General features: G+C 42.2%; 20 protein-coding genes and 2 pseudogenes. 12 read left to right on the top strand and 10 right to left on the bottom strand.

Going from position 1 to position 26557, the window contains the following annotated elements; all coding sequences use genetic code 11:
* The first annotated feature begins 48 nt into the window (after positions 1–48).
* The 5 genes from DYH48_RS10720 (at position 49) to DYH48_RS10700 (ending at position 6401) form a co-directional block, all read left to right on the top strand.
* Positions 49–972 (top strand): IS5 family transposase, encoded by a 924-nt coding sequence (locus tag DYH48_RS10720; protein ID WP_012088175.1) that lies wholly within the window; start codon positions 49–51, stop codon positions 970–972.
* A gap of 114 nt (positions 973–1086) precedes the next feature.
* Positions 1087–2766, top strand: coding sequence for a restriction endonuclease subunit S (locus tag DYH48_RS10715; protein ID WP_218565651.1), 1680 nt, complete (start codon positions 1087–1089; stop codon positions 2764–2766).
* 34 nt (positions 2767–2800) lie between these two features.
* On the top strand, positions 2801–4567 hold the full coding sequence (locus DYH48_RS10710) for a MotA/TolQ/ExbB proton channel family protein (RefSeq protein ID WP_115334758.1): 1767 nt from the start codon (positions 2801–2803) through the stop codon (positions 4565–4567).
* Complete coding sequence (locus tag DYH48_RS10705; protein ID WP_115334757.1) at positions 4567–5265, top strand: OmpA family protein; 699 nt, start codon at positions 4567–4569, stop codon at positions 5263–5265. The genes DYH48_RS10710 and DYH48_RS10705 overlap by 1 nt, the downstream gene beginning before the upstream one ends.
* A complete protein-coding gene (locus tag DYH48_RS10700; RefSeq protein ID WP_115334756.1) occupies positions 5265–6401 on the top strand; it encodes an HNH endonuclease in 1137 nt (378 codons plus the stop codon). The genes DYH48_RS10705 and DYH48_RS10700 overlap by 1 nt, the downstream gene beginning before the upstream one ends.
* A 217-nt stretch (positions 6402–6618) precedes the next feature.
* On the opposite strand, the gene DYH48_RS10695 is transcribed toward DYH48_RS10700, so the two are convergent.
* Both DYH48_RS10695 and DYH48_RS10685 read right to left on the bottom strand, forming a co-directional pair.
* Positions 6619–7719 carry a hypothetical protein gene (locus DYH48_RS10695; protein ID WP_115334755.1) on the bottom strand — a complete coding sequence of 367 codons (1101 nt, stop codon included), beginning with the start codon at positions 7717–7719 and terminating at the stop codon, positions 6619–6621.
* Between the two features lie 601 nt (positions 7720–8320).
* Positions 8321–9193, bottom strand: coding sequence for a competence protein CoiA family protein (locus DYH48_RS10685; protein ID WP_115334754.1), 873 nt, complete (start codon positions 9191–9193; stop codon positions 8321–8323).
* Positions 9194–9691: 498 nt separating this feature from the next.
* On the opposite strand from DYH48_RS10685, the gene DYH48_RS10680 reads away from it, so the two are divergent.
* The 3 genes from DYH48_RS10680 (at position 9692) to DYH48_RS10670 (ending at position 12428) form a co-directional block, all read left to right on the top strand.
* Positions 9692–10027: a helix-turn-helix domain-containing protein gene (locus tag DYH48_RS10680; protein ID WP_115334753.1), complete on the top strand. Its 336-nt coding sequence runs from the start codon at positions 9692–9694 to the stop codon at positions 10025–10027.
* Complete coding sequence (locus DYH48_RS10675; protein WP_115334752.1) at positions 10014–11276, top strand: type II toxin-antitoxin system HipA family toxin; 1263 nt, start codon at positions 10014–10016, stop codon at positions 11274–11276. The genes DYH48_RS10680 and DYH48_RS10675 overlap by 14 nt, the downstream gene beginning before the upstream one ends.
* Positions 11277–11822: 546 nt before the next feature.
* On the top strand, positions 11823–12428 hold the full coding sequence (locus DYH48_RS10670; protein ID WP_115334751.1) for a hypothetical protein: 606 nt from the start codon (positions 11823–11825) through the stop codon (positions 12426–12428).
* 108 nt (positions 12429–12536) lie between these two features.
* Here DYH48_RS10670 and DYH48_RS10660 read toward each other — a convergent pair whose 3' ends face one another.
* Positions 12537–13739: an IS4 family transposase gene (locus DYH48_RS10660; protein ID WP_115334749.1), complete on the bottom strand. Its 1203-nt coding sequence runs from the start codon at positions 13737–13739 to the stop codon at positions 12537–12539.
* A gap of 132 nt (positions 13740–13871) precedes the next feature.
* On the opposite strand from DYH48_RS10660, the gene DYH48_RS10655 reads away from it, so the two are divergent.
* The gene (locus DYH48_RS10655) at positions 13872–14681 is read left to right on the top strand and encodes an EVE domain-containing protein (RefSeq protein ID WP_115334748.1); all 810 of its coding nucleotides are present in this window, start codon (positions 13872–13874) and stop codon (positions 14679–14681) included.
* A 198-nt stretch (positions 14682–14879) separates the two neighbouring features.
* Positions 14880–15503, top strand: a complete 624-nt coding sequence (locus tag DYH48_RS10650) for a hypothetical protein (RefSeq protein WP_115334747.1) — start codon at positions 14880–14882, stop codon at positions 15501–15503.
* A gap of 275 nt (positions 15504–15778) precedes the next feature.
* Here the strand turns inward: DYH48_RS10650 and DYH48_RS10645 are convergent, their stop codons facing one another.
* The gene (locus tag DYH48_RS10645) at positions 15779–16177 is read right to left on the bottom strand and encodes a hypothetical protein (protein ID WP_115334746.1); all 399 of its coding nucleotides are present in this window, start codon (positions 16175–16177) and stop codon (positions 15779–15781) included.
* 254 nt (positions 16178–16431) lie between these two features.
* Here DYH48_RS10645 and DYH48_RS10640 point away from each other — a divergent pair, with 254 nt between their 5' ends.
* Both DYH48_RS10640 and DYH48_RS10635 read left to right on the top strand, forming a co-directional pair.
* On the top strand, positions 16432–17220 hold the full coding sequence (locus DYH48_RS10640) for a type IV toxin-antitoxin system AbiEi family antitoxin (protein WP_115334745.1): 789 nt from the start codon (positions 16432–16434) through the stop codon (positions 17218–17220).
* Positions 17213–18148 (top strand): nucleotidyl transferase AbiEii/AbiGii toxin family protein, encoded by a 936-nt coding sequence (locus DYH48_RS10635; RefSeq protein ID WP_115334744.1) that lies wholly within the window; start codon positions 17213–17215, stop codon positions 18146–18148. The genes DYH48_RS10640 and DYH48_RS10635 overlap by 8 nt, the downstream gene beginning before the upstream one ends.
* 119 nt (positions 18149–18267) lie before the next feature.
* Here the strand turns inward: DYH48_RS10635 and DYH48_RS10630 are convergent, their stop codons facing one another.
* The 6 genes and pseudogenes from DYH48_RS10630 to DYH48_RS10605 form a co-directional block, all read right to left on the bottom strand.
* Entirely contained in the window at positions 18268–18678 is a 411-nt protein-coding gene (locus tag DYH48_RS10630; protein ID WP_012089076.1) for a hypothetical protein, read from the bottom strand.
* Positions 18679–18714: 36 nt separating this feature from the next.
* Positions 18715–18972 carry a hypothetical protein gene (locus DYH48_RS10625; RefSeq protein WP_012089077.1) on the bottom strand — a complete coding sequence of 86 codons (258 nt, stop codon included), beginning with the start codon at positions 18970–18972 and terminating at the stop codon, positions 18715–18717.
* Between the two features lie 404 nt (positions 18973–19376).
* A pseudogene (locus tag DYH48_RS10620) lies at positions 19377–20354 on the bottom strand (DMT family transporter).
* A gap of 601 nt (positions 20355–20955) precedes the next feature.
* Positions 20956–22125 (bottom strand): beta-aspartyl-peptidase, encoded by a 1170-nt coding sequence (gene iadA / locus DYH48_RS10615; RefSeq protein WP_115334743.1) that lies wholly within the window; start codon positions 22123–22125, stop codon positions 20956–20958.
* Positions 22125–23570 (bottom strand): putative basic amino acid antiporter YfcC, encoded by a 1446-nt coding sequence (yfcC, locus tag DYH48_RS10610; RefSeq protein WP_115334742.1) that lies wholly within the window; start codon positions 23568–23570, stop codon positions 22125–22127. The genes iadA and yfcC overlap by 1 nt, the downstream gene beginning before the upstream one ends.
* A 79-nt stretch (positions 23571–23649) precedes the next feature.
* A pseudogene (locus DYH48_RS10605) lies at positions 23650–26253 on the bottom strand (TonB-dependent receptor).
* Between the last annotated feature and the right edge of the window lie 304 nt (positions 26254–26557).

Raw genomic sequence — 26557 nt, 5'->3', positions numbered from 1 at the left:
CGTAGCCGCAGATCTGATCGGCATCGCCTATCAACTTACCCATCAACCGTGTCAAAACCTCACTATAAAACAACCAACTGGAAGCAATACAACCAAGCCTTAATCAACCGCGGTTCACTTACCTTCTGGATTGATGAGGATGCAATTGCTAAGTGGAAAGCCAAAGTCGAGCAGCCCAAGAAAGGTCGCCCTCGAGTGTTTAGCGACTTGGCCATTACCACTGCGTTGATGGTCAAGCGTATTTTCTCTATGCCACTGCGAGCCTTACAAGGCTTCATCAATTCAGTGTTTAAACTGGGTGACATCCCATTATCTTGCCCGCATTACACCTGCATCAGTAAACGCGCGAAAACGGTCAATATTGCTTTTAAAACCAAGACTCGCGGCGCCATTAAGCACTTAGCTATCGACTCAACAGGCTTGAAGGTCTATGGCGAAGGTGAGTGGAAAGTGAAGAAACATGGTACAGATGGAAAGCGCCGAGTGTGGCGTAAACTGCATATTGCCGTAGATACACATAGCCATGAAATTATTGCCGCAGAACTCAGTTTATCAGGTGTCACAGACGCTGAAGTGATGCCCAATTTACTTAAGCAAACCCATCGAAAAATCCGTAATATCTCGGGTGATGGTGCTTACGACACGAAAGCCTGTCACGAAGCCGTTCGTCGAAAACGCGCTTTAGTGCTCATTCCACCTAGGGAAGGTGCTGCGCTATGGGAACAAGGGCATCCACGAAACTTAGCCGTCAGTTGGCAACAGCTTCATGGCTCAAATAAGCAGTGGAAAAAACGGTATGGTTATCATCGCCGTTCAATCTCAGAAACCGCCATGTACAGGGTAAAACAACTGCTAGGAGGCACGTTGAGCATGCGGAATTATAACGCTCAGGTGGGAGAAACTTACGCGATGATTAGGGCTTTGAACAAGCTTACTGGGCTAGGTATGCCTGAAACCCACTATGTAGCTTGATATTTGAACAATGATGAGAGTTTTGTTCGCTGACTCGATTTAGGAAACAAAGCCCTTTATGGCATCAAAAAACTGCGCGAGCTGATTTTAGAACTCGCCGTACGTGGTAAGTTAGTGCCGCAAGATGTGAATGATGAACCCGCCTCAGTCTTGCTTGAGTGCATAGCCGCTGAAAAAGCGCAGTTGGTGAAAGAAGGTAAACTTAAAAAACAAAAGCCGTTGCCTGAGATTAGTGAAGAAGAAAAGCCGTTTGAGTTGCCGCAAGGGTGGGAGTGGAGTCGAGTAAACGAATTATCTAAGCAAGTTACTGATGGTGTCCATCACACCCCTAAATACATTGAAAGTGGAGTACCTTTTATATCCGTCAAAGATATAGATGGAAAAACAGTTTCTTTTGCAGACTGTAAATATATTTCACAGGAGCAGCACGAGGAGATTAATCAACGTTGTAATCCTGAACTTGGTGATATTCTGATTTGCCGTATTGGTACATTAGGTAGAGCAACAATAGTTGATACGTCTGAGCCTTTCAGTCTTTTCGTAAGCGTTGGTTTATTAAAGTTTTTTAATGAATCGTTATTATCCGGGTATCTTCACAAGGTATTCCATAGTCCACTATTACTTAGGCAGTATGATGAGATTAAAGCAGGAGGAAGCCATACTAATAAACTAAACCTTGGGGATATTCCAAGGTTATGGATACCTGTAGCTCCTATCGCAGAACAACGCCGTATCGTCGCTAAAGTCGATGAGTTGATGAGCTTGTGTGATGCCCTTGAAACGCAAACCGAAGCGAGCATTGCGGCACACCAAACCTTAGTAGAAACCCTGCTCAATGCGCTGCTACTGCCACAAACGGCTGCTAATACGGCAAGTCAAGCTGATGTCAGCCTTGAGCGTGCTTCTGAAAACAGCCTTGAGCTGCCTGTTACAAATAGTGTTGTTAAGGACTGGCAACGTGTTGCCGAGCACTTCGACATCTTGTTCACTACTAGCGCCAGCATCGACACCCTAAAGCAAACCATCCTGCAACTTGCCGTGATGGGTAAGCTAGTCAAACAAGACCCTAATGACGAACCAGCAGCCAAACTACTTGCGCGTATCGCCAAAGAAAAAGCCCAACTGTTCAAAGAGGGGAAAATCAAAAAGCAGAAGCCACTGCCCGCCATCACCGACGAAGAAAAACTATTTGAGCTTCCTCTCGGGTGGTCTTACGTAAGGCTTGATGACATTTGTTTTGCCATAACTTCTGGTTCTACTCCACCAAAAGAAAAGTTTAATGAAGAAACGGGAGTACCATATTTAAAAGTTTACAATATAAAAAACCAAAAAATTGACTTTTATCATCGGTCACAATTTGTTGAGTCAAATCACCACACCAATAAGTTGACTCGTTCAATTTTATATCCAGGTGATGTCGTGATGAATATTGTAGGCCCACCATTAGGTAAAATCGCAATAATTCCTGACGAATACCCTGAATGGAATTGTAATCAAGCTATAGTCTTTTTTAGACCCCTTGAGTTAAAACTTAATAGTTATATTTATACTTATCTAATATCAGGAGTGTTTCTTCAAAGTATTGAATTAATAGGAACTGCTGGTCAAGATAACATTTCTGTAACTAAGAGCCGAAGTATAGTAATACCTTTACCTCCACTCGAAGAGCAACACCGGATTGTCGCTAAAGTCGAAGAGTTAATGGCACTTTGTGATCAACTCAAAGTCCGTTTAGCGGATGCGCAAATCACCCAACTGCACCTCACCGACGCCATCGTCGAACAGGCAATTTAACCACTTACCTTAACTACAGAAAGATATAAAATATATGGAAATATTAGAGAGTTTATTACGAAGCCTTAATACACAATCGGTGAGTAGTGCCATTTTAGTGTTGATGGCTTTAGTGTGTGCATTAGGGTTATTTTTTACTAAACAAGCAAAGCAAGTTGAGTTTGTGAATTATGTACCGACATTATTAACCACTATGGGTATTTTTGGTACATTTCTGGGCATTGTATTGGGCTTGTTAGATTTTAATCAGCTCGATATTGAAGCCAGTATTCCGCCTTTACTTGAAGGGTTAAAAACGGCTTTTATTACCAGTTTAGCGGGTATTTTGCTCTCGTTGATTTTCAAAACATTAGCGACATTTTCTTTTTTGAGGCCTAAGCAGCTTGAAGAGAGTATTTCGCATGCTACGCCTGAGGCAATATTAGGTGCGATGCAGGCACAAGTTACTGAAACCCGTACTTTAAAAGATGCGCTTGTGGGTAATGAAGAATCCACATTATTTGGGCAACTTAAAATTCTGCGTGGTGACATTAATGACAATGCCAAATTGTCGGCAAAAATTCTGCAAGAACAATCCATTAAGCAACAAGAAAAGTTTGACGCATTTTCTGAGAAGCTTTGGCTTAAACTGCAAGACTTTGCTGATACTTTGTCTAAGTCTGCCACAGAGCAAGTGATTGAAGCCCTCAAACAGGTCATTGCAGATTTCAATAATAATTTAACCGAGCAGTTTGGTGATAACTTTAAACTGCTAAATGAGGCAGTGATTAAGCTTGTTGAATGGCAAGAAAACTATAAGTTACAACTTGAGCAAATGCAGCAGCAATATGCCCAAGGTGTCGAGTCCATTTCAGCAACAGAGTCATCAGTTGCGCATATTAGTGAGCAAAGTAAAATCATCCCGCAATCTATGCATGAACTAAAAGGCGTAATGGAAGTTAATCAGCATCAATTAGCTGAGCTTGAACGCCATTTGGAAGCCTTTAAATTAATGCGTGATGAAGCGGTTAAAGCTGTGCCTGAAATTAGAGCGCAAGTTCAAAGCACCGTCGAAGATATTTCTGCGGCGGTTAATACTGCAAGTGAGCATTATAAGACCTTGCTAACCGAGTCTGATGATTACATTAAAAATCATGTGAAAACGTCAAATGATCTATTAGAGAAGTTTGCCAGCGAAACAGAGAAAGGGATTAACAGTGTCGGTGCTCGCTTAACTGAGAGCTCTGATATCATCAGTAAAAATATCGATACAGCAGCGACTGAATTTACCAATAATACATCCCGTACAAATGAAAGCTTACAGACAAGTTCTGATTATCTGCAATCCCAGACTGAAATTATCAAGCAACATTTGCAAGATGCGGTAAGTGACTTGAATAGCACCATGCGTGACATGATTGAAAAGTTAGTTGCAGACGCTAAAGATATGACTTCCACAATGAAAGAAGCAAACCAAAACTTAGTCACTGACACTGAGAATGTCCGTGACACCGTCGTTAAATCAGCTGAAAAACTACAACAACGACTTAATGAAGTGATTGATGACGCTGCTACTCAGCAAATCAACCAAGCCAAACGCACATTTGATGCCATGGAAGAACAAGTGAAGCATCAGGTAGGCTTAACAGGTGAAGCTGTTGATTCACAACTTAAACTGATTGATACGGCAATGCAGCAGGAAATAAACCGTGTCATGAACGAGATGGGACAAGCGCTAGCTCAAGTCAGTGGTAAGTTTGTTGACGATTACATTAAGTTAACTCAAGCCATGAATGAAGTTGTTAATCAGCGAGTAGCCTAATGGACAAGATATTTGGTACTAGCAATGGTGCACAGGACAGTGGTGAACATTGGTTAACTGTGTCTGACTTAATGGCCGGTTTAATGATGGTTTTTCTATTCATTGCGATTGTGTTCATGATGATTACTCAGAAGGAAAACGACAAAATAAAAGACGTCGCTGTCGCGTATCAGGAAAACCAAGTGGCCATTTATCAAGCATTGGAAGATGAGTTTAAAAATGATCTTGATAAGTGGGGAGCGACCATTGATAAGGAAACGCTCGCCTTTAACTTTCAATCACCAGATGTGTTATTTGCTAATAATGAAACACGGTTAAGCGATGCCTATAAGGAGATCTTGAATGATTTTTTCCCTAGATATATTAAGGTGCTTACACCTTATAGGGATTCATTAGATGAAATCAGAATTGAGGGGCATACATCAAGTTTAGGTCTTCGAGGCTCTACTGAGGCACAGGCATATTTTTATAATATGCAGTTATCACAAGGTCGTACTCGCTCAGTTTTAGAGTATGGTTATTCGTTGATGCCAAACGACTCTGAGTGGATCAAAGCGAATATCGCCGCTGTTGGTTTTTCTTCATCACGCTTAATAATGAAAAATAATGTGGAAGATGAAGCAATGTCTCGTCGAGTTTCATTTAGAGCGATAACAAATGCTGATATTCAGATTAAACGGATATTAGAGGCACAATAATGAAGCTGACGGTTGATTTTAGTACTTTACATCGGGCTGTGGCACCGCTAGGTAAAGTTGTTACTAACTTTACTATTACTAGTCGGTCAACAGAAATTGAGAGCATAGGTAGTCATTTAATTAAGGGGCTTATTCTAGGTAAGGATATCCAACTTGATGAGATTGATGGTTCTGATGGAATTTTGAATTATGACGGTCATCAAGTCATGCTTTATATCCCTGACCAAGGTGAAGATATTGAAGCTGTACTGATAGATGGAAAGCAAGGACGTCGTATTCATGTTGCTGAATGTTCTACATTAGAATTAATGAGGAATACTGGTAGATTCAAGAGATATGATGTTATTAATCGAGTTGATGGTTTATTTCCCGTTTTTGGCTCAATGCACAGCTATCAAGAAGAAATAAAGGGAGAGGCTGCTTTAGGTGTTTGCAAAAATTGCTTAAAAATCCTTAATTATAAGGGATATGCAACTCAGAGCTATGCGGTAAAAGAGATGGTATTTAATCATTTTTCTTTTGAACAATTTTTTGAAGTGTATAGTTCATACTTTAAAAGCTTACCTACGAACAGTAACAAAGTATCTAGCAGCTATACTGCAGATTGGCCTGCGATCTCTTCAAAATTAAGAAGTGACTTAAATTACACTTGCGAGCAATGCGGTGTTTGTTTAGTAAACGACTCTAAGTTGTTGCATACCCATCATATTAATGGCAATAAAGCAGATAATGGTTCTGATAATTTAAGAGTCCTTTGCGCAGATTGTCATAAAAAACAACCTCATCATGGGCATATCTATGTTAGCAATACTGATGTGCTTAAAATAAATCAACTGCGAAGAGAACAACATAAGTTCGATGTGTTTGATTTTAATAATTTACGCGAATGTGCAGACACTGCATTAGATGGTCTACTGCAAAAGTGTCAATCAATGGGTTTACCTGGTGCTGAGTTAGGTATTGGTATTAATAATAATAGCAATATGGTAGCTATTGATCTTTGTTGGCCTAGGCGCAAGGTTGCTGTGTTAATTAACATGGATAATGCGAAAGTATTGAGAAGTCATGGCTGGAATGTGTTTACTGCGTTTGATGCATTGAATAATTTTGAAACCTTTCAGGCAAAGGTTAGATAGTAAAGTTTTATAAGGTTTTCGTATGTTAAATTCTGAAGAAATTCATACAATACTGCTTAAGTTAATAGACTCGGATGAAGAGCATAGACACCCTTCTTATGCTTATGAGCACTGTTTAGGTGAAGGTTTTTATATTTATGTTAAACGTACACTAATGAGGCTCAAAGTTGTCTAGTGAAATAGTGGCGATTCAAAGATTAATTTAGTATCTTCCGTTTCACCCAGTAACTTCACCGTATAAATCGATATAAAAGTCGTGGCAAGGAACGGTTTTTATAAATTCAGAGGCTTCTTGTTCGCCACCATATAACATAAGTAAATTTCGGTACATAACGGGAAGAACTTCCGTTATGTATCTGTAGGAATGTTTATGATCTTTAAATCTGTTGATGACAGATAGTATTTGCCACTCCATCGGTTCATAACGAACCTCATATGGCATTTGACTATATAGCTGAGATTTATCACCAAATGTCTTATCGTAGAGTCTGGTAAGCTCTCCTAAATTCTTTGAGCCCATCAATAATTCAATGAACGAATGATACGATGTTGGCAAAATTCGATATTTTCGATAGTAAGAAAGCACAACCTCATGTAGTCGTGCTTCCATTTCATTTAGCAAAGCATAATATGAAAAAGAACTAAAGTCTTCGTCAGGTGAATTAATCAGTGCCTTGATTAACTCACCTTTCCTCCCCTCAAACGCAGAATTAGTTCTACAAGGATTGTATGTTGAAGCAAAGACTATCGATTGACGTAAGTGGATATGCTCATGAGAACATATAGCCGCAATGGCAAGTGTTCGTGTTTCCTTGGGGATAAGGGTTCCGTGAACAACTATCTCTGGCATTCCATTGAATTGTATAGGAACAAAGTAACCCAAGGAGTTTCCTAAACGTCCTCTTAGAATGCTTATAAATATTGCAGTCACTGAATATAAGAACACCAAAACTAGAACAGGTATGAATAAAAACACGACTAGAATATAACTTGAAATAATAAATAAAAACAATAGCTTGCTTGGGCATGATTCTTTAATTTTGAAGAATTCATTTGGTAGTTCAACTAGAATTTTAGTTATAGATAGTCGTAAATTATTAACCTCAGCATTAAACTCACTATTCGAATCTCCGCCACTAATTAACGACCTAAAAATCTGAAATAATAAGTATAAATATCGATTGAAATGTGCAGCTTGTACTCGGTAAAATTGTGTAGGTTTTAGCGCAGGGCGAATCAAAGGGGCAGGTGGGTACTCACAGAAATCAGCTTCTAGCTGAGAGGTTGAGCTAAAAATTTCTCTTTTAACAAAAACCATTTGATTCCCTAGAATTCAGATAATTACTCCAACACTCACATTGAGGTGTAGAAGAGGACAACTGTTGAAAAGTGGTACGCTTTATCTTGCCAAAGTAAAAGAGTATACCCTGAATTATCAACATTTGACCAAAGCTATATACTACCAGATTTTAGTTCTTTTAGGACAGGGCTTCACCTCTTGGTTATCAACTAAAAACAGTTAGGAATTATTAATGGAATTTCATTTTGAATTGCCACTAAAGTAGATTAGCGTCGTTAGTTACTAACGAACTTTGGCCATTGGTTATATCCGATACTTGGATCGTTGACCCTATGCTCTCTGATCAGAACCTACTCCATACGATTTATCTCTGTAGAGTCGGTGTGGATTGATAAATGATCTTGCGGTGAATGGCCATATCTATTCGTTCTGAAGTAGTAAAATCCCTGACTATAAGCTCACCGCTCGCATTTTTCCAATAGTTAATGCTATTGGTCAAGCCTTATCAATGTAGATCTTTCCATTGGGATAAGTGATTTTGTAAATCATTTTGGTTTCTGTAATCGGTTGAATCATCATTTTTCTCGAAGAGTTGTAATTACTTTATCATGCACTCACTTTATCTATAGTGATACTTCCCTTTGGGTGGATTTTGGGGCGCAATCTCCGGCTTTTTAATAACACTCAGATGATCATTGCACTTAGGGCAGAGGTTGAGTAACGAGCTACCTTCAAAGTCCAATTTACAGAATACGCAGCGATACATCACGACTATTCTTTGGTCGAACTTAGCTATTTGCTCTTTAATCCGGTCTCTTGTGGTCTTGGGTTCATCATGCTGCTTTCTACTTTGTTGGTGCTCAAGCCACTCATTTCCCCTTGGGTTGTAGATCCAATGCTTTCCCTTGATAGCTGTTTCTAGCCATTCATGGAGCAGCTGTGTCGATGATTTTAGCTTGTGTGATTCACTGAATAATTTCGAGAAATGGATTAATTCAAGACTGAGTACCGCTGTGCGATGATCCCCACCCAAATTATTATATATCGGTGCGGGGCGCCCAGGGTGACTTATGTAAATGCATAACTTGCGGGCTGATACCATTAGGATTAAGTCAAACATCACATCCTGCTCATAGCTATCAAGTGTTATGTTCTTGTGCTCAATGGTTATTTTCGCGCTTTTGGTAATGACATGCTTGTCGCCTTCGAAGTTTATCTCCATAGGTGGCAACATCAACATGCCTGTCTCCTGCAGCATCTGCTTGAGCATGTAGCGCACCGAGACAAAGAAGGAGAATTGGCAAGCCTCAATCTCTTCTTTACAGCCGCCTTTGGGATCATGAGAAAAGTGGGAGGCATAAACTTCACCCTGCCGAGCGATTAAAGAAATGCCACACGATGGACAAACACAATTACAAGCCTTGCCCCGTGTCGCGGCTTCTGCATCGATATACACGCCATCACTACGAAGGCCAAAGGGGATTAAGTTCATGAAGTTACTCTCACAGTTTCAATCCTTCCTGAAGGATTGGGTTGATGTTCACACTGGTTACTCTACCCATTTCATCCAGCATTTGTTTAATGGTTTTGTTTTCCTGCTTTGCGTTTGTGTTGTCACATGTTGTCAGCATGTTCCTCAAGCAGCGATTTACTGATGCTAATGCCTAAGTGTTGTCCTTTGATGTCGCGATGAAGATAGATATATCGACTGAAAATTGTAACTTGGAAAATGTCCAAAAGTGGATTGATACCTTAAAACGTTTTTCCCCGAAGCGTATTAAAGCAGTGATTCAATAGATGGTTCAGATTGGATCTCTACTGTTCATTTTTTGTCGTTTCAACGACTGTTTCTTGAGTAAAATACAGTTTACTTTAAAAGTATTGCAGTAAATTAGTATTTACCAAATTGGTTTTAATCTATTACTTTGACATTCAGGTTTTGGTAAATTATTGTTTACTCTAATTGGTTTATGGTGAAGAGAAATTTTCTATGGGAAGGAATAAAATTCAAGTTGGCACTGTTGCTAGTGCTGCACTAGCCCATTTCGCCACTCTGCTTTCAATCCAGCGTAAGGAAAAGAAAATCACAGTAGAAGAGCTGTGTTCACGAGTTGGGGCATCTAAGCCCACTATGATAAAGATTCTTAAGGGTGATCCGTCTGTAAGTATCGGACTTTACTTCGAAACTGCTTGGGTGTTAGGTGTTTCCTTATTTGAAACCGATGAAAATCGGTTTGCTATTAAACATAAAAAAAATGCGAAAATAGAAGCACTGCTGCCTAATCGAGTAAGAAGGAAAAAGGTAATTTTGGATGACGACTTCTAGTAACCAATGCTTCGTTTGGAAATGGCTTAGAGGACAGTCAGAACCTGTGGTAGCCGGTAGACTCACTATTGATGAATCTGGCCAACATTTTACCTATGGTCAGTCTTACTTGAAGCGTCCAGATGCAGAGCCAATTTACTCACATGAATTACCGCTTTCTGCTGGTACTATGCAGCCAGTTCAAGGTATGTCTATATTCTCATGCTTGCGTGATGCAGCTCCTGATGCTTGGGGACGTAGGGCCATTATTTCTCGGCTGATGAGCAAAAGTTACGATGCTGAGTTTAACGAAATGACGTATTTGATGCATTCCGCTTCAGACCGGTTCGGTTCTCTCGACTTTCAAGAATCGGCCACTGAGTATGTTGATCGTTCTACTGATGCAGCCACGCTTGAAGAGTTATACCTGGTGTCTGAAATCGTCGCTCAAGGTAAGAAAATCCCGTTGGATTTGGATAAAGCACTTATGCATTGTACATCGCTGGGAGGCGCTCGTCCGAAAGCGATGATCACTGCTGGCGAAGTTAAGTATATTGCTAAGTTTTCATCCCAAAATGATACTTACGAGGTTGTCTATTCAGAATACGTAGCCATGAAGTTAGCTAAGTTAGCCGGACTCAATGTGGCCGAAGTTGTATTAAAAAAAGCATTAGGCAAGGATGTTCTTCTTGTTAAACGATTCGATAGAGAGTTGATTGGTGGTATTTGGTGTCGTCGCTCTATGGTGTCCGGACTGACAGTTTTAGGCTTAGATGAAGCATGGGCTAGCGAGGCTTCTTATGTAGACCTAGTAAACGTTATGAAGCAGTATTGCATCGCATTTGCCTCTGATAGCCAAGAGCTATTTGCACGGATGGTATTTAACGTGCTGATCGGCAATTCGGATGACCATGCTCGTAATCACGCTTTCTTTGTCGAAGGGGATAAAATATCTCTATCACCTGCTTATGATATTTGTCCACAAAACCATAGCGGTGGGGTGGCAAATCATGGAATGAAGCTCTTCGACAATTCAAATTTGTCTCTGTTATCACTTTGTCTGAAAGCAGCACCAAGCTTCAATATTAAGGCCGAAAAAGCGGAAGAAATTATCAGATCGCAGATTAATACGATTATCCAAGAGTTTGAATCCGTGTGTAACGAAGTAGATGTCCCTGAAGTAACGCGAAAGTTACTTTTCAAACGTGTGATATTGAATGACTACATATTCAATGAAATGGAACACCTAAAGCCGCAAGATGCTGGCTAACTTCTCAGCATACATGGAAATATAAGTATCTAAATGAATAACGTCCGTGTGACCTGAAGTTATATGAACCTCTATTCACTTCGATAAGATTCAAGGGCGATCTATCTTAACAAGCTAATACCCTAAAGTGAGTTAACACGGGGCGTTTGACCACAAACTAGCTACCTCATTTCCCAACAAATTCTCATCTATGTTCTGCTTTCAGCAATTCACCATAAGTGGCCGAAACTGGAGCGACTAGACAGTCGTATTCAAAAATGCGTAGCTCTGAGTGTTTTTAAGTCAATGTTTGTGCGCGTTATCTCAATCATTAACATCTAAAATTATTTAAAATTAATTACTTATATAAAGCGAAACTTAGATAATAGGCTTGTAAAACGCGTATGCGCGTTTTTCTTGATAGTGTATTTGATAAAAAGCTGATAAGTTCTTTGCCATACAAATAGTTAACGATTCGCATTTTCACTGGTCTAACATGATAAACGCGCATGCGCATAAATACTAAGACGTTATGCCTCTCCCGATAATTTATAGTAAGAGATTGATATGAGATATGTGAGTGGCTTTGAGAATCAGGTAATCACTTCGGAATTTGAAACAAGTGAACTTAAAAAGCTGCCAGCAGCTATAGACCGTTTTAATGAGTCTAGATACTTTGCTCAACAGTTTTCCAACTTAGATGCAAAAGAAGAAAACCTGCCTCAAGCAAACTGGTTTTTGAGCGCATATTTTGCCGCAGTGATCTCTATTCGCGAGGCAGCAGAATTAGACATGCTTAATTTAGGCTACTCCAGCCAGATGTTTAAGAACACATCAATGGCAAAAGAAACGTTTATGCCTTCTGATGGAGGCGAACAATCAGAAAATGATCCATTAGCTATCAATAGAATGTTTAAAGATATCCGTAACCTAAGAGTTCATTTTGCGTTGCCGCTCGTAAATGTCGTTAACAGCGTATTTGTATTGAATTATGTAACGAGTGAAAGCTTACACAAATTGCGAAGAGCACAGGTCACGGAAGCTGAAGCAGCACAATTCCATTCGTTTACTAAGACAAGTGATCTGAACAAGTTACTGTTTCAGCACCTGTTCATTCAACGTCAGTTGATTATTGCCCTGAGCGAGTTAACCAAGGAATTACAAACTGTTTAAGTGTGATTCGCAACGCGTGGTATTTTTACCATGCGTTGGTTAAGGTGGTATGCGGCGACTTCGGTATTGTGTTGCTCCCCCCTTAACAGGGGGCGCTGGCGGATCCCCTCATAATTGGGGTCTTCCAGCGTCATGAACTAAGTTTATATATTCGATTAATGCCCAGCGAAAAATTGTTTCCTTTACCGGATATCTGTCTCTTTTGCGTACTTCCTTTCCAAGTCTAACAATTGATAGCACTGCACGCTTTCTCACTGTATTGGCTTGAAAATATCGCTGCCATCCAAGGTGTTGCGCCGCTAACCCAATACACCACAACACAATTTCAGCGAGTATAGCGATGAGTAGCAATACATCATATCGCTTTGGACAACTGCTGCGGCTTTGTCTGAGGCCCATGCCATATTGCGGACTTTTTAAATCGCGGAAGGTTTCTTCAATTTGCATTCGCTTAGCATATAAATCGACGACCTTTGAAGGGCCAAAGTAGTCCGGCGGTAGATTTGTTGCGAGTAGCCAAGGCTCTTTACTCCCTAAGCTGTAACTCTTTTGTGCGGTGTGATTTCGCCCAGCTTTAGAAGAACGTTTATCCTTACGCAGCTTAGGTTTAGCTTTAAACAAGTGCAGGCAACATTGTAGCGGAGACTTGCGCGCTAACTTGACGCTACCTATGTATTTCGCGGTTGAATTCGCCTTAGGGTAGAGGGATTTATTTGACTGCCATGATGTTTGGCCGTTGAGCATAAAACTGACATCACCGCGAACTCGACCTAGCCAAAACCAGCCATGGCGCTCGACTTCCCTAAACCAAGTATTGCGATAACCTGCATCGGTGACGATGAGCGGGCAGCATCCTGGCGGCAATACGTTAGCAAGCTCAGCTAAGAAAGCGTTATGACTGCGCGGGGCATTGTAATCTTCAAACAGAAAAGTGCGTTCGTACAACGTAATGGAGCGACCTTTAACACTTATTGATGCGCGTAAGGTCATCATTCGCAGTTGTTCGCGCACATCTGACCAATCCACAAGAATAATGGGCATCGGATTTGAGCCGCAGAGATACTGTGCATGCCATTGATAAATAGCGAACTTATCTTTGACAACATGTAGATTTCCGAGCAGTCGGTCAATACGCTTGATATTGTGTTTTGGTGCAACGTTACCCGTTATGTTCCGTCCTAACTGGGTTAACGAGAGTTGATTGCCATCGAGTAAAGACTCAGTAGCAACCATCAGAGAATTAAGGCGTTTTGGGTGTATTTGAGGGCATTGTTTTTTGAGTAAATCGTGTAATATGTCGATATCACGCATGATGTTGGATCTAGTAGGTTTTTGGCGAAATTGATTAGATCAAACAGCATCATGCGTGTCTACTTATTTGAATCCCATCGAATTTATCTGGGGATTCGCTAGATTTGGGCGTTATAACTTCTTGGAGATTTCATGGCAGATTGGATTTTTAGAGGGAACAGAGAAGATTTTGACGTAGATACTTACTTAGGTGAGTTTGATTATATCTATTGGGCAGTTAAGCATGCTAAACACCAAAATGAAATGCAAAGTGGAGATCGAGTATTTATATGGAGATCAAAAGGTAAGTCAAAAGATCCTTATGGTTTAGTTGGTTTCGGTGTGATTGCCGAACCTCCGGTACATAAATCAGATGTAAAGCATCCTGAATTTTTACTTGAAGAGTATTGGGAAAAAAGGGAGGTCTCAGAAATTAAAGTCGGTATAAAACTGCAATCTGCTCGCCTAGATTTGAAATCAGGTCTTGTAGAGTCATCACTTCTATTAAGGGATGAGGAGTTATCAGGAATGCAGCTCTTGACAGCTAGGCAAGGTACAAATTTTAAACTAACTGATAGTCAGTTTAATAAAATTTGGGTGATGTGGGCAGGTGATTGTAGTGAAGATGTAGAAAATGAATATTCTTCTGATGAAACAAAATATCGAACTAGAACTCATAAAATTAGAGAACGAGACCCAAAATTAGTAAAGAGAGCCAAAGAGAGGTTCGTAAAAGACAATGGTTCATTATTCTGTGAGGCATGCGATTACGATTTTGTGGATTTATACGGTTTTAGTTATGCAGAAGCGCATCACAAAAAGCCGTTGAATTTAATAAAGGCTGGAGAAAAAACAACAGAATCTGACATGGGGATACTATGTGCCAACTGCCATAGAGCAGTTCATAGAATTGAATCGGATGATCCATGGTTCGAATTGTTAAAATTGCATGGGAAGTTATAACCATTCGTTCAAGCGGGACTCGTAAAAGTTGGCTCGGTTTCGCTTCGCATCACATTTTAGTCAACAATTACTCTGTAGTGGCACACTAAATTTGGCCACCTCATTAGTTCATGCCCATGCTGGGCGTACACAAGCCAAGCAAGGCGGACGCTGAAAAACGCGCCGCTTCTTGAAGCGTTAGATTTTTCAAGGAATCGTATGCAAGACTATTTTGAACAGTTGAAGAATGAACTTGAAGCCATCAAGCAGCTTGGATCGAGAAGCGGTGCAAATGGTTTCTTTGGTCAAGAAGCATTGCGTTTTTATTCTATAGCAGGAACTCTTCTTGAGAGCTTTAGCTGCGACAAAAATGCTGGTGTTGATGAGCGCTATATAACTCATATTCTTTCCAGAACCATCCTGGAAAACTATTTCTGGATTATCTACTTATTTGACGCTCCTGCTCAAACAGCCAGTCGATACGCTAGTCTGGTTGATGCATTCAAGCTGGATTACCACAAGCTCTTAAATGAGCCGCTGTTGCCTCATAAAGATAAGCTAGAGCCTTCAGATCCTTCTTGGTCAAGTCTGAATCGAGCAATGGATGTAAATAGCATGCTTGCCCAGGTTAAAAACGATTATGGTGATAGGCTAAGTTACCTATATTTTATTTACCGTCTCACCAGTTTTGACACGCATGGAAAGAGTCTAGATACCATCTTCCAAGAGGCGTTCGGTAAACAAGTGAATTTCCCAGTATTGGATGTTGGCTATGCAATTAAACTCATTGCCAACCAATATATGGTGACCTTGGGGCAGCTTAGAAATGCAGGTGAAATCTAACAATTTACTCTCTCTGAAAAATTACTCGCTACGCTCCTAATTTTCCGGTGAGCAAGGCATTAATACATAGAAATTTTAATTCGAAACTCACTAATTCGAGCTAACAGTCTAACTCGGAAAAGTCCCAAAGCGTTTGTGTTGTCATGTGTTGTTAGAGCTTCATTAAATATGAATATGGACTTAATTCGTAGACAAGTTTGATTAGGTATGAAAAGCGAACCCTTTCAGGTTCGCAAGTAAGTGGCTAACGCTTAGCATTACTGCTGAATGTTAGCTTAAGCTTCGGCTTCAATAATCTGCTCAGCCCAGAATTGTTCAGCAGCGTCAAAATAGAGAATCGGGGGCAACCCGAATATCTGTTGAAACTCCGCGGTAAACAACTCGCAAAAGGCAGAAATATCATCTTTATACATCAACAATAGCATCATCATTTCTAAGCCCATTAAATACTGAGTATCAAACTCAGCATGTTCCTCAAGAAGTGATTTACTGATGCTAATGCCTAAGTGTTGTCCTTTGATGTCGCGATGAAGATAGATATATCGAGTGAATTGTAAGGCTCTAGGATCGTTATCATTTTCGTCAATGTCAGCGAGTAACAAGACGGTACTATGATCATCCCAAGGGCTTTTTGATTTTCGTTGATATACGCGAATAAACGGTGACTGACTCATTATTAACTCCTCGTTATTGTCCTTATCAATAACTAGAATTGGGCACCGGAAATTCTGTGGGTTCAGGGGTTAAGTTTAACGTTTTAAGTAAGAATCCCTTCTTAGCCTTTTGCTGGTAACTAATCTTCCCCTCATTTTGCTAGTTTGCATTTTTCGACAAACATGTACCTAGGGTACTAAGTAATTGCAATTTATAAACTCTGCTTCTATAGTTGGTTTAATTTACTCTATATTTTGGTACTTATGGTGCAACTATGTCATCAAAAATAAACTGGCTTATTAATCATACGAGTCCTGGTGCGGTAGTGCTTCAGTCATGGTTGACACAAAATGAGATCAGCTCATCTTTGGTGAGAAAATATGTGCAGAGTGGTTGGTTGTACAAGATAAGTGCGGGGGTTTACGTTCGTCCTGAGTCAACAGGCAAGTTACAGCCTCATTGGGTTGAAGCGCTCAAGGCTGTGAATGAGCAGCTAAAGCTTCCTGTTCACCTTGCGGGAGTCAGTAGCCTAACGCATCAAGGGCTTAGTCATTATCTTCAACTAAGCAGCGAGCAAGTTTGGGTTGGCTGTCAAAGTAAGCAGGCTTTGCCAAAGTGGTTCCGCGAATTGGAGGCGCAAAACTGGCTTTTTTATACCAGTAGCAAGCTGACCCAAACGTTGGAAAAAGACTTTATTACTATAGGGGTGAACAATAGAGAGGTTAAGGCAAGTTGTGCGGAGCTTGCAGCCTATGAGGTCGTCAATGCCATTGGCAAACATATCAGTTTTGAGCATGCCGCGGAGCTGTTTCAAGGGTTAGTGAATCTCAGTCCACGTAAAATACAGTCAATACTGAATCGAAGTGAAGCCGTACAAGCTAATCGCGTATTTCTCTTTTTAGGCCACTACTATCAACACCAGTGGAGCAAAAGGCTAGATGAGCAGCAAATCACGCTTGGTGCGGGAAAGCGTCAGGTGGTGGCTCATGGCCGTTACGATGGACGGTATCAAATAACAGTGCCTGCATCGTTTATTAAGACAGAAGAAAATCAATATGAATAAGTCATCGATATACTACCAGCAAGTGACCTTGCTTATTCGGATGCTGCCGCTCGTCGCCCAAGAGAAGGTATTTGCCCTAAAGGGCGGTACGGCTATCAACCTATTTGTACGCAACTTCCCACGCTTATCGGTCGATATCGATTTGGCTTATCTTCCTTTGGAGCCAAGGGAACAAGCGCTACAAAGTGTGAAGGAAGCGCTTGGTCGTTTGACTGCACAGATCAATCTACAACCGAACCTTAGTGCTGTATTTCAAGACAATAAATATGATGAGCTCAGGGTTGTCGTGATAAGTGATAGAGTCACAATAAAAATTGAAGTCTCTCCTGTTGCGAGAGGTACGCTACACAAAGCGGTATTAATGCCAGTCGTTGAGTTAGTTGAAGAAGAGTTTGGGTATGCAGAGATCCCCGTCGTAAGCCTGCCTGATCTATACGGTGGTAAGTTATGTGCAGCGATGGATAGGCAGCACCCAAGGGATCTATTTGATGTGAAAATGCTGTTGGCGGAAGAGGGGATCACTCGAGAGATTTTAGTCGGCTTTCTCACTTATACACTTAGCCATCCAAGGCCTATTAATGAAGTGATGTCTCCACGCTGGAAACCACTTGATGAAAGCTTTCAAACTGAATTCAATGGAATGACGACAAAGCCGATTAAACTCGATGAGCTGGTTTTAACTCGCTCAGAAATGCTGACAGCGTTGCAGCATCACTTTACTGCAAAAGACAGAGACTTTTTATTATCTTTTAAACAGGGTCAGCCTGATTGGTCATTGTTTGATGAACCGAGCGTCGCGGCACTACCTGCGGTGAGATGGAAGCTATTGAATATCCAAAACCTAGCGAAAAACAAATCCAAGCATCAAGAACAACTCATTAAACTGGCTGATGTATTGGAAACGTGGGTTGCAGGTCGGATACTGTAATGTGCAGTGTATTGCCGATTTTATCTGATAGTTCGCTGTTTGTGGGCGTTGGCGACTTAGATTGAGCTAAGGCTATAAGCAAATAAAAAAAGCGAACCGTGAGGTTCGCTAGTAGGTGATTATTGAGGCGCGTTAGATTGCACTTCAATAATCTGCTTTTCCCAATATTGTTCCGCGGCTTCAAAGTAGACTGTCGGGTGATACCCTAAGACATACTCAAACTCTGCGGCAAATAATTGGCAAAAATTTGTTATATCATCAACATACATGAGTAATAGTTGCATCATTTCTAAGTCGTTTAAAAACTGAGAGCTAAACTCAGGATGCTCCTCAAAAATAGATTGGCTAATACTCACACCTAGAACATGTCCATCTAAATTTAAGTGAAGATAAATGTAGCGTGTAAACAGCAGCTCTATTGAGGTTTGGTCGTTCAGTTTAATATCTGCAAGCAACACGACTTTGCAGTGTTCATTCCAAGGACTAAATGTTTTAAGCTGATTTACATGAATAAAAGTTGAGTGTTCCATTTGTTGCTCCTATTGGTTTGGCCTTTCAACTTTTACTTAGGTCTGTGCCATGGAAATTAGCCCTGTTTGCATAAATTGCTCAGCAAATGAAATTGCGAGTTCAATCTGAACGGCGGACATTTTTTCACGCACTAAGCGTTGTTTAAGCATGTGCAGGAGTATTTCTTGCTCAACGTTGTCCTCGTAAGAAAAGGTGTCGCTATCAGGCATCTCTTTTTTAATCACATAAGTCATTAATTCGAAGACCATCAGCAGATTGTGGGCTTGTTGTTCAAACGCAGTCGATTGCATCATCGTGGTTTCTCGCTTTGCAGGAAAGTATGTCCTGAATAACTAGAAACATGGTGTGATAAATTGTCGTATTTGGGGATTCAATAGTTCAGTTTTGTGCAAAACATCTGTGCGAATTTAAAATTTTTTTCTGAGTGTTCAGAAGATCCAGAGTGGGATCTCTTTGGGATCCAAACAGGTTCTTATAGACCCTCACAGACCCTCTGAAAGCCACTGAAAAGGCGCTAATACGGTACTTTAGAGGGTTCGACTCCCTCTCTCCCAAATTAAAGCAAAGGGAATCAGTATCTTACTGGTTCCCTTTGTTGCTTTGGGGCAAAAGCTGGGCAGATCGCCGTTTTGTTCTCCTTCCGTGTCCTTGGTAAAACCAAGCATTTCTGACACACGATTAGCCATTTTTTGAGTCCTTAGGTTTTTGCCGCATTAGGTATGTTATTCGTCGTGGTTCTTTTACGCGTTTGGATTAAGGTATAGCCGCCACTTAATACTATGAGTAAGCTCCCTAGAAGTGTCAGTAAATCTGGGGATTCTCCAAATATCAATATGCCTAACGCTAAGGCAAACAGTAAACGTGTATACCGAAAGGGGCTGACTACTGAGACATCTCCAGCGCGCATAGCGATTGTCAGCGCATTGTAGGCCATGACACCAAAGACGATGGCTCCCAGAATTTGTGTTGCCGCAGTGGTACTAAACTGTAAGGGCTCATTTTGGTACATCATTATGGCTAAGCCTGTCGGAATTAACACAAAAAAGCTATACACCCCAAGTTGCATGTTAGATAACACGGGTGATGCGGCACGGGTTGCTAAATCGCGTCCTGCAAAACCTAAGGTAGCGATAACGGCAAATAAAGAGGTGGCTTCAAAGCCATCAAGCCCTGGACGAATGATCATCAGCACGCCCACAAAACCAACCAATACCGCAAGCCATCTTTTATGACCGACTTGTTCACCGAATAACAAGGCTGCGCCAATCATGGCTATTAGAGGTGTGGCTTGCAAAATAGCGGATGCACTTGATAGTGGTGTTAAGGTGATAGCTAAAGCAAAACAGAAGCGGCCGATCACTTCACACAATGCGCGTAACAGTATGGGGGCCGACAATGCCGCAGGGTGAAGCACAGTTTCGCCCTTGCGCTAGGTTAACAGTATAAAAATCAACATCCCACCTAGGCCAAATAACGCTAGAATGAAGCCGATAGAGGTGGTTTCTGCTGCAGATTTGATGAGCATGTCTTCAATAGAAAATGCTGCCATAGCAGCCACCATAAACAGACTACCTTTTGTATTATTCAAAATCTCTTCCCAACATGTGTAGACTGCGTCTCTGAAAAAGTATCGACTTGAGAGTGTTGGCTCGATGGAGCAGATCGCTGAAGTCATGGTATAGCTTATTGTGACCCAAGTTAAACATCATGTGACTCGAGTTAAACATCCTGCGCTCTAAGTTAAACAGCCTTTTATGCGCGCTACAGCAGGCTTTCTTTGCTCATCCTAATCGGATTCGCGGTCCAAGTTCGCAGTGATCTTGGGCTCGAAAGGAAAGGGGATAATAAGAGTTAGCAAGACACTATAATAGATACAGACATGGTTTTTTCATCTATATCAGATGGTTAATCTAACGCTATTACGCGTACCTTGTATGTCCAATATCTGCAAAGAGGATAGAGAATAAGCTGTTTGGCAGTGGCGTTAATCTGCCGAATATAAAATACTTTTCCTAAATAGGGCAATAAGATGCCCAGTTTTTATGGGATAGTTTGACTGAAGCGCGGTAACTGTAATGGTGCAGTTCGGGTCTCGATGGCGTAACGTTGCGCGTTTTAAAATGTCAGTCAATCAGCGAGGAGTAGAGTGCGCTTAGCAATGCAAACTCTTTCACCTTGAGAAAATGAGCTTGATACGCTCTGTTTGCGGGTAATCTACTTGCATTGCACACAGTTTATGAGTGTGGTGCACGCGCGCGGCGTGCGCCATTATTGAGTTACTGCGATTCAAATGTTCCCCATTTCAGCGCGTTACCTTCATCAACGAGTAGTTGCCCTTTGCTCCATACTTTATCGATATTAAAGTTATCCGTTAATAACACAAAGTCGGCATCGTGTGTTTCGCTTATTCTGCCCTTACTTTTTAGCTTGAGCACCCGAGCGGCATTTGAGGTCACTAAAGGAAGCACTTGTTCTAGGGGTAAACCACTGTTAATTAAAGCCACTAGCGCTTCAAATAGGCTGCTGACTTTACCCATTTCTATTCCAATACATTCACCGTCAGAACTAAATATGGGCAGGCTAGCATTTCCGTCGGAACTTAAGCTGATTTGACTCAAGTTAACACCTTGCGAGATTGCAAAATGGACCGCATTAACGATCGCGACTTCACCCTCGTTTAAATATTGAGTATTAGTCGACGTCGTGAAATCAATAACCCCACCTTGTCGTGCAAATTCAAGCCCTTGCACTAATAACTGCTGGGAGCGATTCATGTGAGTGGGATAGAACTGCGTTAAAGGGATATCAGACTGCTGCGCGATGTGATGCAAAATTTGGATACCAGTTGCACCATCGCCCACATGCACAAACACTATGCCGCCTTTACCGCTGAGCATGCCACCGACGCGGCTTTGCGCTGCGACTCTGGCGAGTTCTGGCACTGTGAGTTGCGATCCTCGGTGATCTGCAATTGCAATCTCACCCACACCAATAACATTGTCGATTAACACCAGATCTTGGGTGATATCGCCAGTAAGGGTCTTTACGGGGTACTCGTAAGAGCCTGTGTAGCAAAAGACAGACAAGCCTTCGTATGTGAGCGCTTTCGCTTTGACGACAAGTTCGTTCAAGCTGCGACTAATGGCGTCGGTTCCCAATGCTGCGACGAGCGTAGTGACCCCAGCAAGGCTAGCATCTGTTAGTTGCATCTCTGGAGTACGCGTGTGGTAACCGCCTTCACCGCCACCGCCTGTGATATGCACTAAGGGGTCCACTAAACCTGGGATTAAAGGGCGGCCATTGGCTTCGATGATTGTGACTAAGTCTGCATGCTTAAGATCAATGACGGGGGCGATTTTAAGGACTTTCGCCTCGCAAAATAACACGTCGCGTAGCCCTAAAAACTGCGGCGCATAAACGGCGGCGTTACGGATTAAAGTTAACATCAGCTATATCCTGTAATAACGGCAAATAAAATGACGGCACTGGCCATCAAGGTCAGCAATAATTGAAAGCGCCAAATAAGCGCAAGCCATTGAGCGTATGAAATTTTAGCCACACCTAAACAACCCATTAATGAGGCTGAAGTAGGGATCACTAAATTTGTCAGTCCATCACCAAACTGAAAACAAAGCACTGATACTTGGCGGGTGACGCCTGCAATATCGGAAAGCGGCGCCATGATAGGCATGGTCAGGGCGGCTTGACCGGAACCAGATGCGACAAAGAAATTCATAATAGATTGAAATATATACATAACAATGGCAGAGGTGACATCAGGTAACGTTGCCAAGGACTCGCCGGCATAATGTAAGGCAGTGTTAAGAATAGAGGGCTGTTGTGGGTCATCGCCGCCAAGCAATAACACCACACCTTTGGCGAATCCCACAATCATAGCGGCGGGTAACAGTTTACTGGCGCCTTTTTGAAAGGCACTTGAGATTTGGTTTAAGCTACGTTTCCGCCAAAGAACGGCAATCAGCCCAACAACCAATGCCAGTGCAAAAAACTGACTGGCGATTTGCGGAATATAATAGCCTTGGCTTACCACTCCCCAAATCACCCACATAATTACGCCGAGTAAACAAAGCAACACGAGAATGTCAAAGGAAGAACATTTATTATTCAATGGATTATCGTTAGCATGCACGAGTGTGGCATCCACTGCCGAGCGATGTTTTTTAGCGTAGCGCAGGGTAAAAATTAAGCCGACAACAGTGAAAACTAACCAAGCTGCAATCCGTAAACCAGCGCCAGACATTAAAGGTACACCGGCAATCCCTTGCGCAATGGCCACGCTAAATGGATTCATCCATGAGGTAGTAAATCCAATTTGGGTGGACAAATAGGTGACCATGACCACAGTTGCCGCTGAATAACCTAAAGCCTGAAAAAGCGGTAACAGTACAATGCAAAATGCAATGGCCTCTTCGCTCATGCCGTATATCGCGCCGCTTAATGAAAATATTATAAACAGTAATGGGATCAGTAATACTTGGCTGCGCTGCAGTTTGGCGATCATCGCCATAATGCAATGAGTAATGGCGCCAGTGTCCATGACGACACCAAAGGCACCACCCACGATAAGGATAAATGCCATGACGCCAACGGCCGAGCCCATGCGATCGCCTGATGTCATGCCGTCGAAGGCAAAATTGGTCAGCCCCGTTTTGTTGTTGGCTGAAAATAGACTGACATGATGCGCGTTATCGTATGTCATGAAAAACTGTTGTGGGTCGATTCTTTGAGTGATGTTGCCAGCGCTATCAACGATATCGACCATAGCAAACCAACCCGCAGGAAACAGATAACTGCTTATTGCGGCGGCTAAAACGATAAAAAATAAAATAACAAAAGCGTCGGGCATTGCCCTTGCAGTAGGTAATTTCATCCTAATGTGCCTTTATAAAGGGTCAGAACAAGGCATTGGCCACAATTAAACGCTGCGGCCAATGCCTCAAGTCAGTACATTAAAACTTGAAGGTATAACGTACGTTCCAGCGACGGCCTAACCAATCATGGACTGAGCTTGCATAGCCATTGGTTGGAGAGGAGGCGTAGGGCGGTTCTTCATCTGTTAGGTTACGCACTGACACCAAAAAGCTATGGTGTTCATTTAACTCATAACCAAGGCTCGCACTGAAGGTGAGCCAACTGTCGACGGTTTCGTTATCAAATTTAAAGTCACCATCACCCAATGAACTGATGTAGTGACCCGATAAACTGGCACTCCAATCGTTGAGCTGCCAGTCGGTTCCTAGATCAAGCACGCTTTCAGGGCGAGCAATTTCTGAGGCGCCACTTAACCGCCCTAATAAATCTTCCACTGGGGTTGAAGGTGTGACTTGTCTTTCAAACGATAGGGTTTCAGTGCCCGCAACATAAAACTTAAATTCACCTGCGGTTTCAGTGTCTAAGCGATAATCTAGCTTGTAGTCGATGCCATCAGTATTTTGATTGCCGACGTTAAAATAGCCGGTGCGTAAGAAGCTGATATCCCCTTAGCCATCAACAACACAGCCAAATTCATCCCCCAGTTCTGCAACGCTAGTCACGATTTTTGTACTGTCTTTAATACAGGCGCCCAAGGTAGTGTTGGCATCAATATCAACAATATCATCGTGCTCGTAGCGCCAGTAATCGACGGTCAATTGTAGTGCTTCGGTGAGGTTCCAAGAGACGCCAACGTTAATGGCGGCAGATTTTTCTGCGGATAAATCCTTATTGCCTATGGTTTCTTGGTCAAACTCGAGTTCGCCAAACTCAGCGCCAGCAGTACCGCATAAGGCATTGTAAGGTTCAGCTGAACCACAATTGATATACTGGCTGCTGAGCGACGTCCCTGCGCCTAATTGGGATAACGAAGGGGCTCTAAAACCTGTACTCCATGACGCCCTTAATACTAAGTCCTCAAGTGGGCGATAACGCATTGATATTTTAGGGTTAACATCACCACCAAAGTCACTATAGTGGTCGTAACGTAAAGCTGCGATCACATCTAAGGTGTCGGTAATGGGGAAATTAAACTCGCCATACACAGCATATTGCGTCCGGTCTGCTTCGGCATCGCTTGCGCCTAAGCCGATAATTTCGTTATTAACGGCGTTGATAGATGGCCTATCAAATATTTGCTCTTTTCGCAGCTCTCCACCAAAAACCGAGCTTACTGTACCTGCGGGCAATGCAAACAAATCGCCACTGATATTAAAATCCAGCGACAACACCTCTGATTCACCTTTACGAATGCCGGGATCGCGCAGGGTAGCAATTTGTGCAGCGCTACTATCATGGCCTAAATTGAACGGATTAAATTCATCCGCCGCCACGGCGGCATCCAGTTTAGTGGCATTCATATAGCCAGCAACATTGTTGATTTCGTTTGTAGATTTGCCATAACTCGCCGCGGTTTCCCAGCTCCAGTCGGCAAGTTCACCGCGCAGTCCAGCGAGGACTCGATAGCTCTGAGTGTCATATTCCTGTACTCGACGCTCAGGGAAACGAGTTCGAACAGTGATAACGTCGCTGACACTCCCATCTAGCATGTCAATGTCGTGAACATACTGAGGAATGTTGGCAGAATCACCAGCAATATCCACTGTATATCCCGCAGGCGCCTCATAGGCTGAACCGGTATTCTTTTGATACATGCCTTCAGCAAAAAACTCCAATCCATTATCTAGATGATAAATATGATTAAAGGTCGTGCCTATATTGTCAAAGTCAGGTTGGATAGCGCGTTTAATAACATAGTCATAATTGCAACGTGTACCACTTTTTTGAGTATCGTCGCCACACCAAGACTCAGCGTAATCCTCACCATCTATGGTCATACGAGTGCTGGATTCAAAGGTAACATTAACAGGTCTATCGCTATTAAAGATGGCGTTTCGCGTCGCATAATCGACTACAACTGTAGTATTGCTGTTTTCTGTGGCAAAGCCGCCAGCGTAGGTCAGATTCTTACGGCTGGCATCGTGATCAGAAGTATCATCCCCATATTGGGCACTGAGCTCATGCCCGACAAAATCCTTACGGAGGATAAAGTTAATCACCCCGGCAATGGCATCCGAACCATAGATGGACGATGCGCCATCGGTTAACACATCGATGCGTTCAATGGCAGATAAAGGGATTGAATTGACGTTCACAAACGAGTCAGAACCATTAGAGAATGAATCAACGGCGACTCTTCGGCCATTGACTAGCACTAAGGTTGAGCTTGAACCCAATCCGCGCAAACTGACGCCGGATGCGCCAGCTGGTGCTCCATCGGCTCCACCGACACCTCCAGTTTCCGAGAAAGTCCCCGCACTTGAAGCTTGTGGGAGATCGCGTAGAAACTCACTCACACTCTCGTAACCGCGTTTAGTGATGTCATCCTGGGTAAAACTTTGTAGTGGATTGGCGCCTTCCATATCCACCCCTTTTAGGCGTGAACCTGTGACTGCGACACGCTCGACCGGTGCATCTGCGGCAGGTTGCTCAGTTGTTTTTTCTAGTTCATTGGCTACAGCTAAAGCAACGGGCGACAAGGCCAACCCAAAAACAGCGCACAAAAATACAGAACTTCTCATGATAAGCTCCCGATAAATCTCTTATTAGAATTTTTTAGACGTGGCTAAGCTGCGCGTGAGTCAATACGCATGGCATTAGTTAATGTTTTGCAAAAAGCGCAACGTCAATCAAATGATTGAGAGGGGAGTAAGACGGCTAGACTAGACTCCACCAAACACAAGGTGTTTAGCGGTTATTCGTCCCACCATTCGGACAGATACCATGTGCGGTAGTGGTATCTTTGGAAAAGAGTTGTTTCTGTTTTCATGTAATAAACTGAAGTCTTTTGTTATTGACCTGTTAAAAGACTATCCGTAACATGAG

Origin of the sequence: Shewanella baltica (assembly GCF_900456975.1) — a bacterium.
GTDB lineage: Bacteria > Pseudomonadota > Gammaproteobacteria > Enterobacterales > Shewanellaceae > Shewanella > Shewanella baltica.
The sequence above is the reverse complement of the archived record's forward strand: the minus strand, read 5'-3'. Positions and strand labels throughout refer to the sequence as shown.

Bases quoted from the DNA above. Each gene is read 5' to 3' on its own strand.
- DYH48_RS10710 (WP_115334758.1), top strand. From the start codon at position 2,801: ATGGAAATATTAGAGAGTTTATTACGAAGCCTTAATACACAATCGGTG.
- DYH48_RS10700 (WP_115334756.1), top strand. From the start codon at position 5,265: ATGAAGCTGACGGTTGATTTTAGTACTTTACATCGGGCTGTGGCACCG.
- DYH48_RS10695 (WP_115334755.1), bottom strand. From the start codon at position 7,719: ATGGTTTTTGTTAAAAGAGAAATTTTTAGCTCAACCTCTCAGCTAGAA.
- DYH48_RS10670 (WP_115334751.1), top strand. From the start codon at position 11,823: ATGAGATATGTGAGTGGCTTTGAGAATCAGGTAATCACTTCGGAATTT.
- DYH48_RS10645 (WP_115334746.1), bottom strand. From the start codon at position 16,177: ATGAGTCAGTCACCGTTTATTCGCGTATATCAACGAAAATCAAAAAGC.
- iadA (WP_115334743.1), bottom strand. From the start codon at position 22,125: ATGTTAACTTTAATCCGTAACGCCGCCGTTTATGCGCCGCAGTTTTTA.
- DYH48_RS10650 (WP_115334747.1), top strand. From the start codon at position 14,880: ATGCAAGACTATTTTGAACAGTTGAAGAATGAACTTGAAGCCATCAAG.
- DYH48_RS10660 (WP_115334749.1), bottom strand. From the start codon at position 13,739: ATGCGTGATATCGACATATTACACGATTTACTCAAAAAACAATGCCCT.
- DYH48_RS10705 (WP_115334757.1), top strand. From the start codon at position 4,567: ATGGACAAGATATTTGGTACTAGCAATGGTGCACAGGACAGTGGTGAA.
- DYH48_RS10630 (WP_012089076.1), bottom strand. From the start codon at position 18,678: ATGGAACACTCAACTTTTATTCATGTAAATCAGCTTAAAACATTTAGT.
- DYH48_RS10655 (WP_115334748.1), top strand. From the start codon at position 13,872: ATGGCAGATTGGATTTTTAGAGGGAACAGAGAAGATTTTGACGTAGAT.
- DYH48_RS10635 (WP_115334744.1), top strand. From the start codon at position 17,213: ATGAATAAGTCATCGATATACTACCAGCAAGTGACCTTGCTTATTCGG.
- DYH48_RS10625 (WP_012089077.1), bottom strand. From the start codon at position 18,972: ATGATGCAATCGACTGCGTTTGAACAACAAGCCCACAATCTGCTGATG.
- DYH48_RS10640 (WP_115334745.1), top strand. From the start codon at position 16,432: ATGTCATCAAAAATAAACTGGCTTATTAATCATACGAGTCCTGGTGCG.
- DYH48_RS10675 (WP_115334752.1), top strand. From the start codon at position 10,014: ATGACGACTTCTAGTAACCAATGCTTCGTTTGGAAATGGCTTAGAGGA.
- DYH48_RS10685 (WP_115334754.1), bottom strand. From the start codon at position 9,193: ATGAACTTAATCCCCTTTGGCCTTCGTAGTGATGGCGTGTATATCGAT.
- yfcC (WP_115334742.1), bottom strand. From the start codon at position 23,570: ATGAAATTACCTACTGCAAGGGCAATGCCCGACGCTTTTGTTATTTTA.
- DYH48_RS10680 (WP_115334753.1), top strand. From the start codon at position 9,692: ATGGGAAGGAATAAAATTCAAGTTGGCACTGTTGCTAGTGCTGCACTA.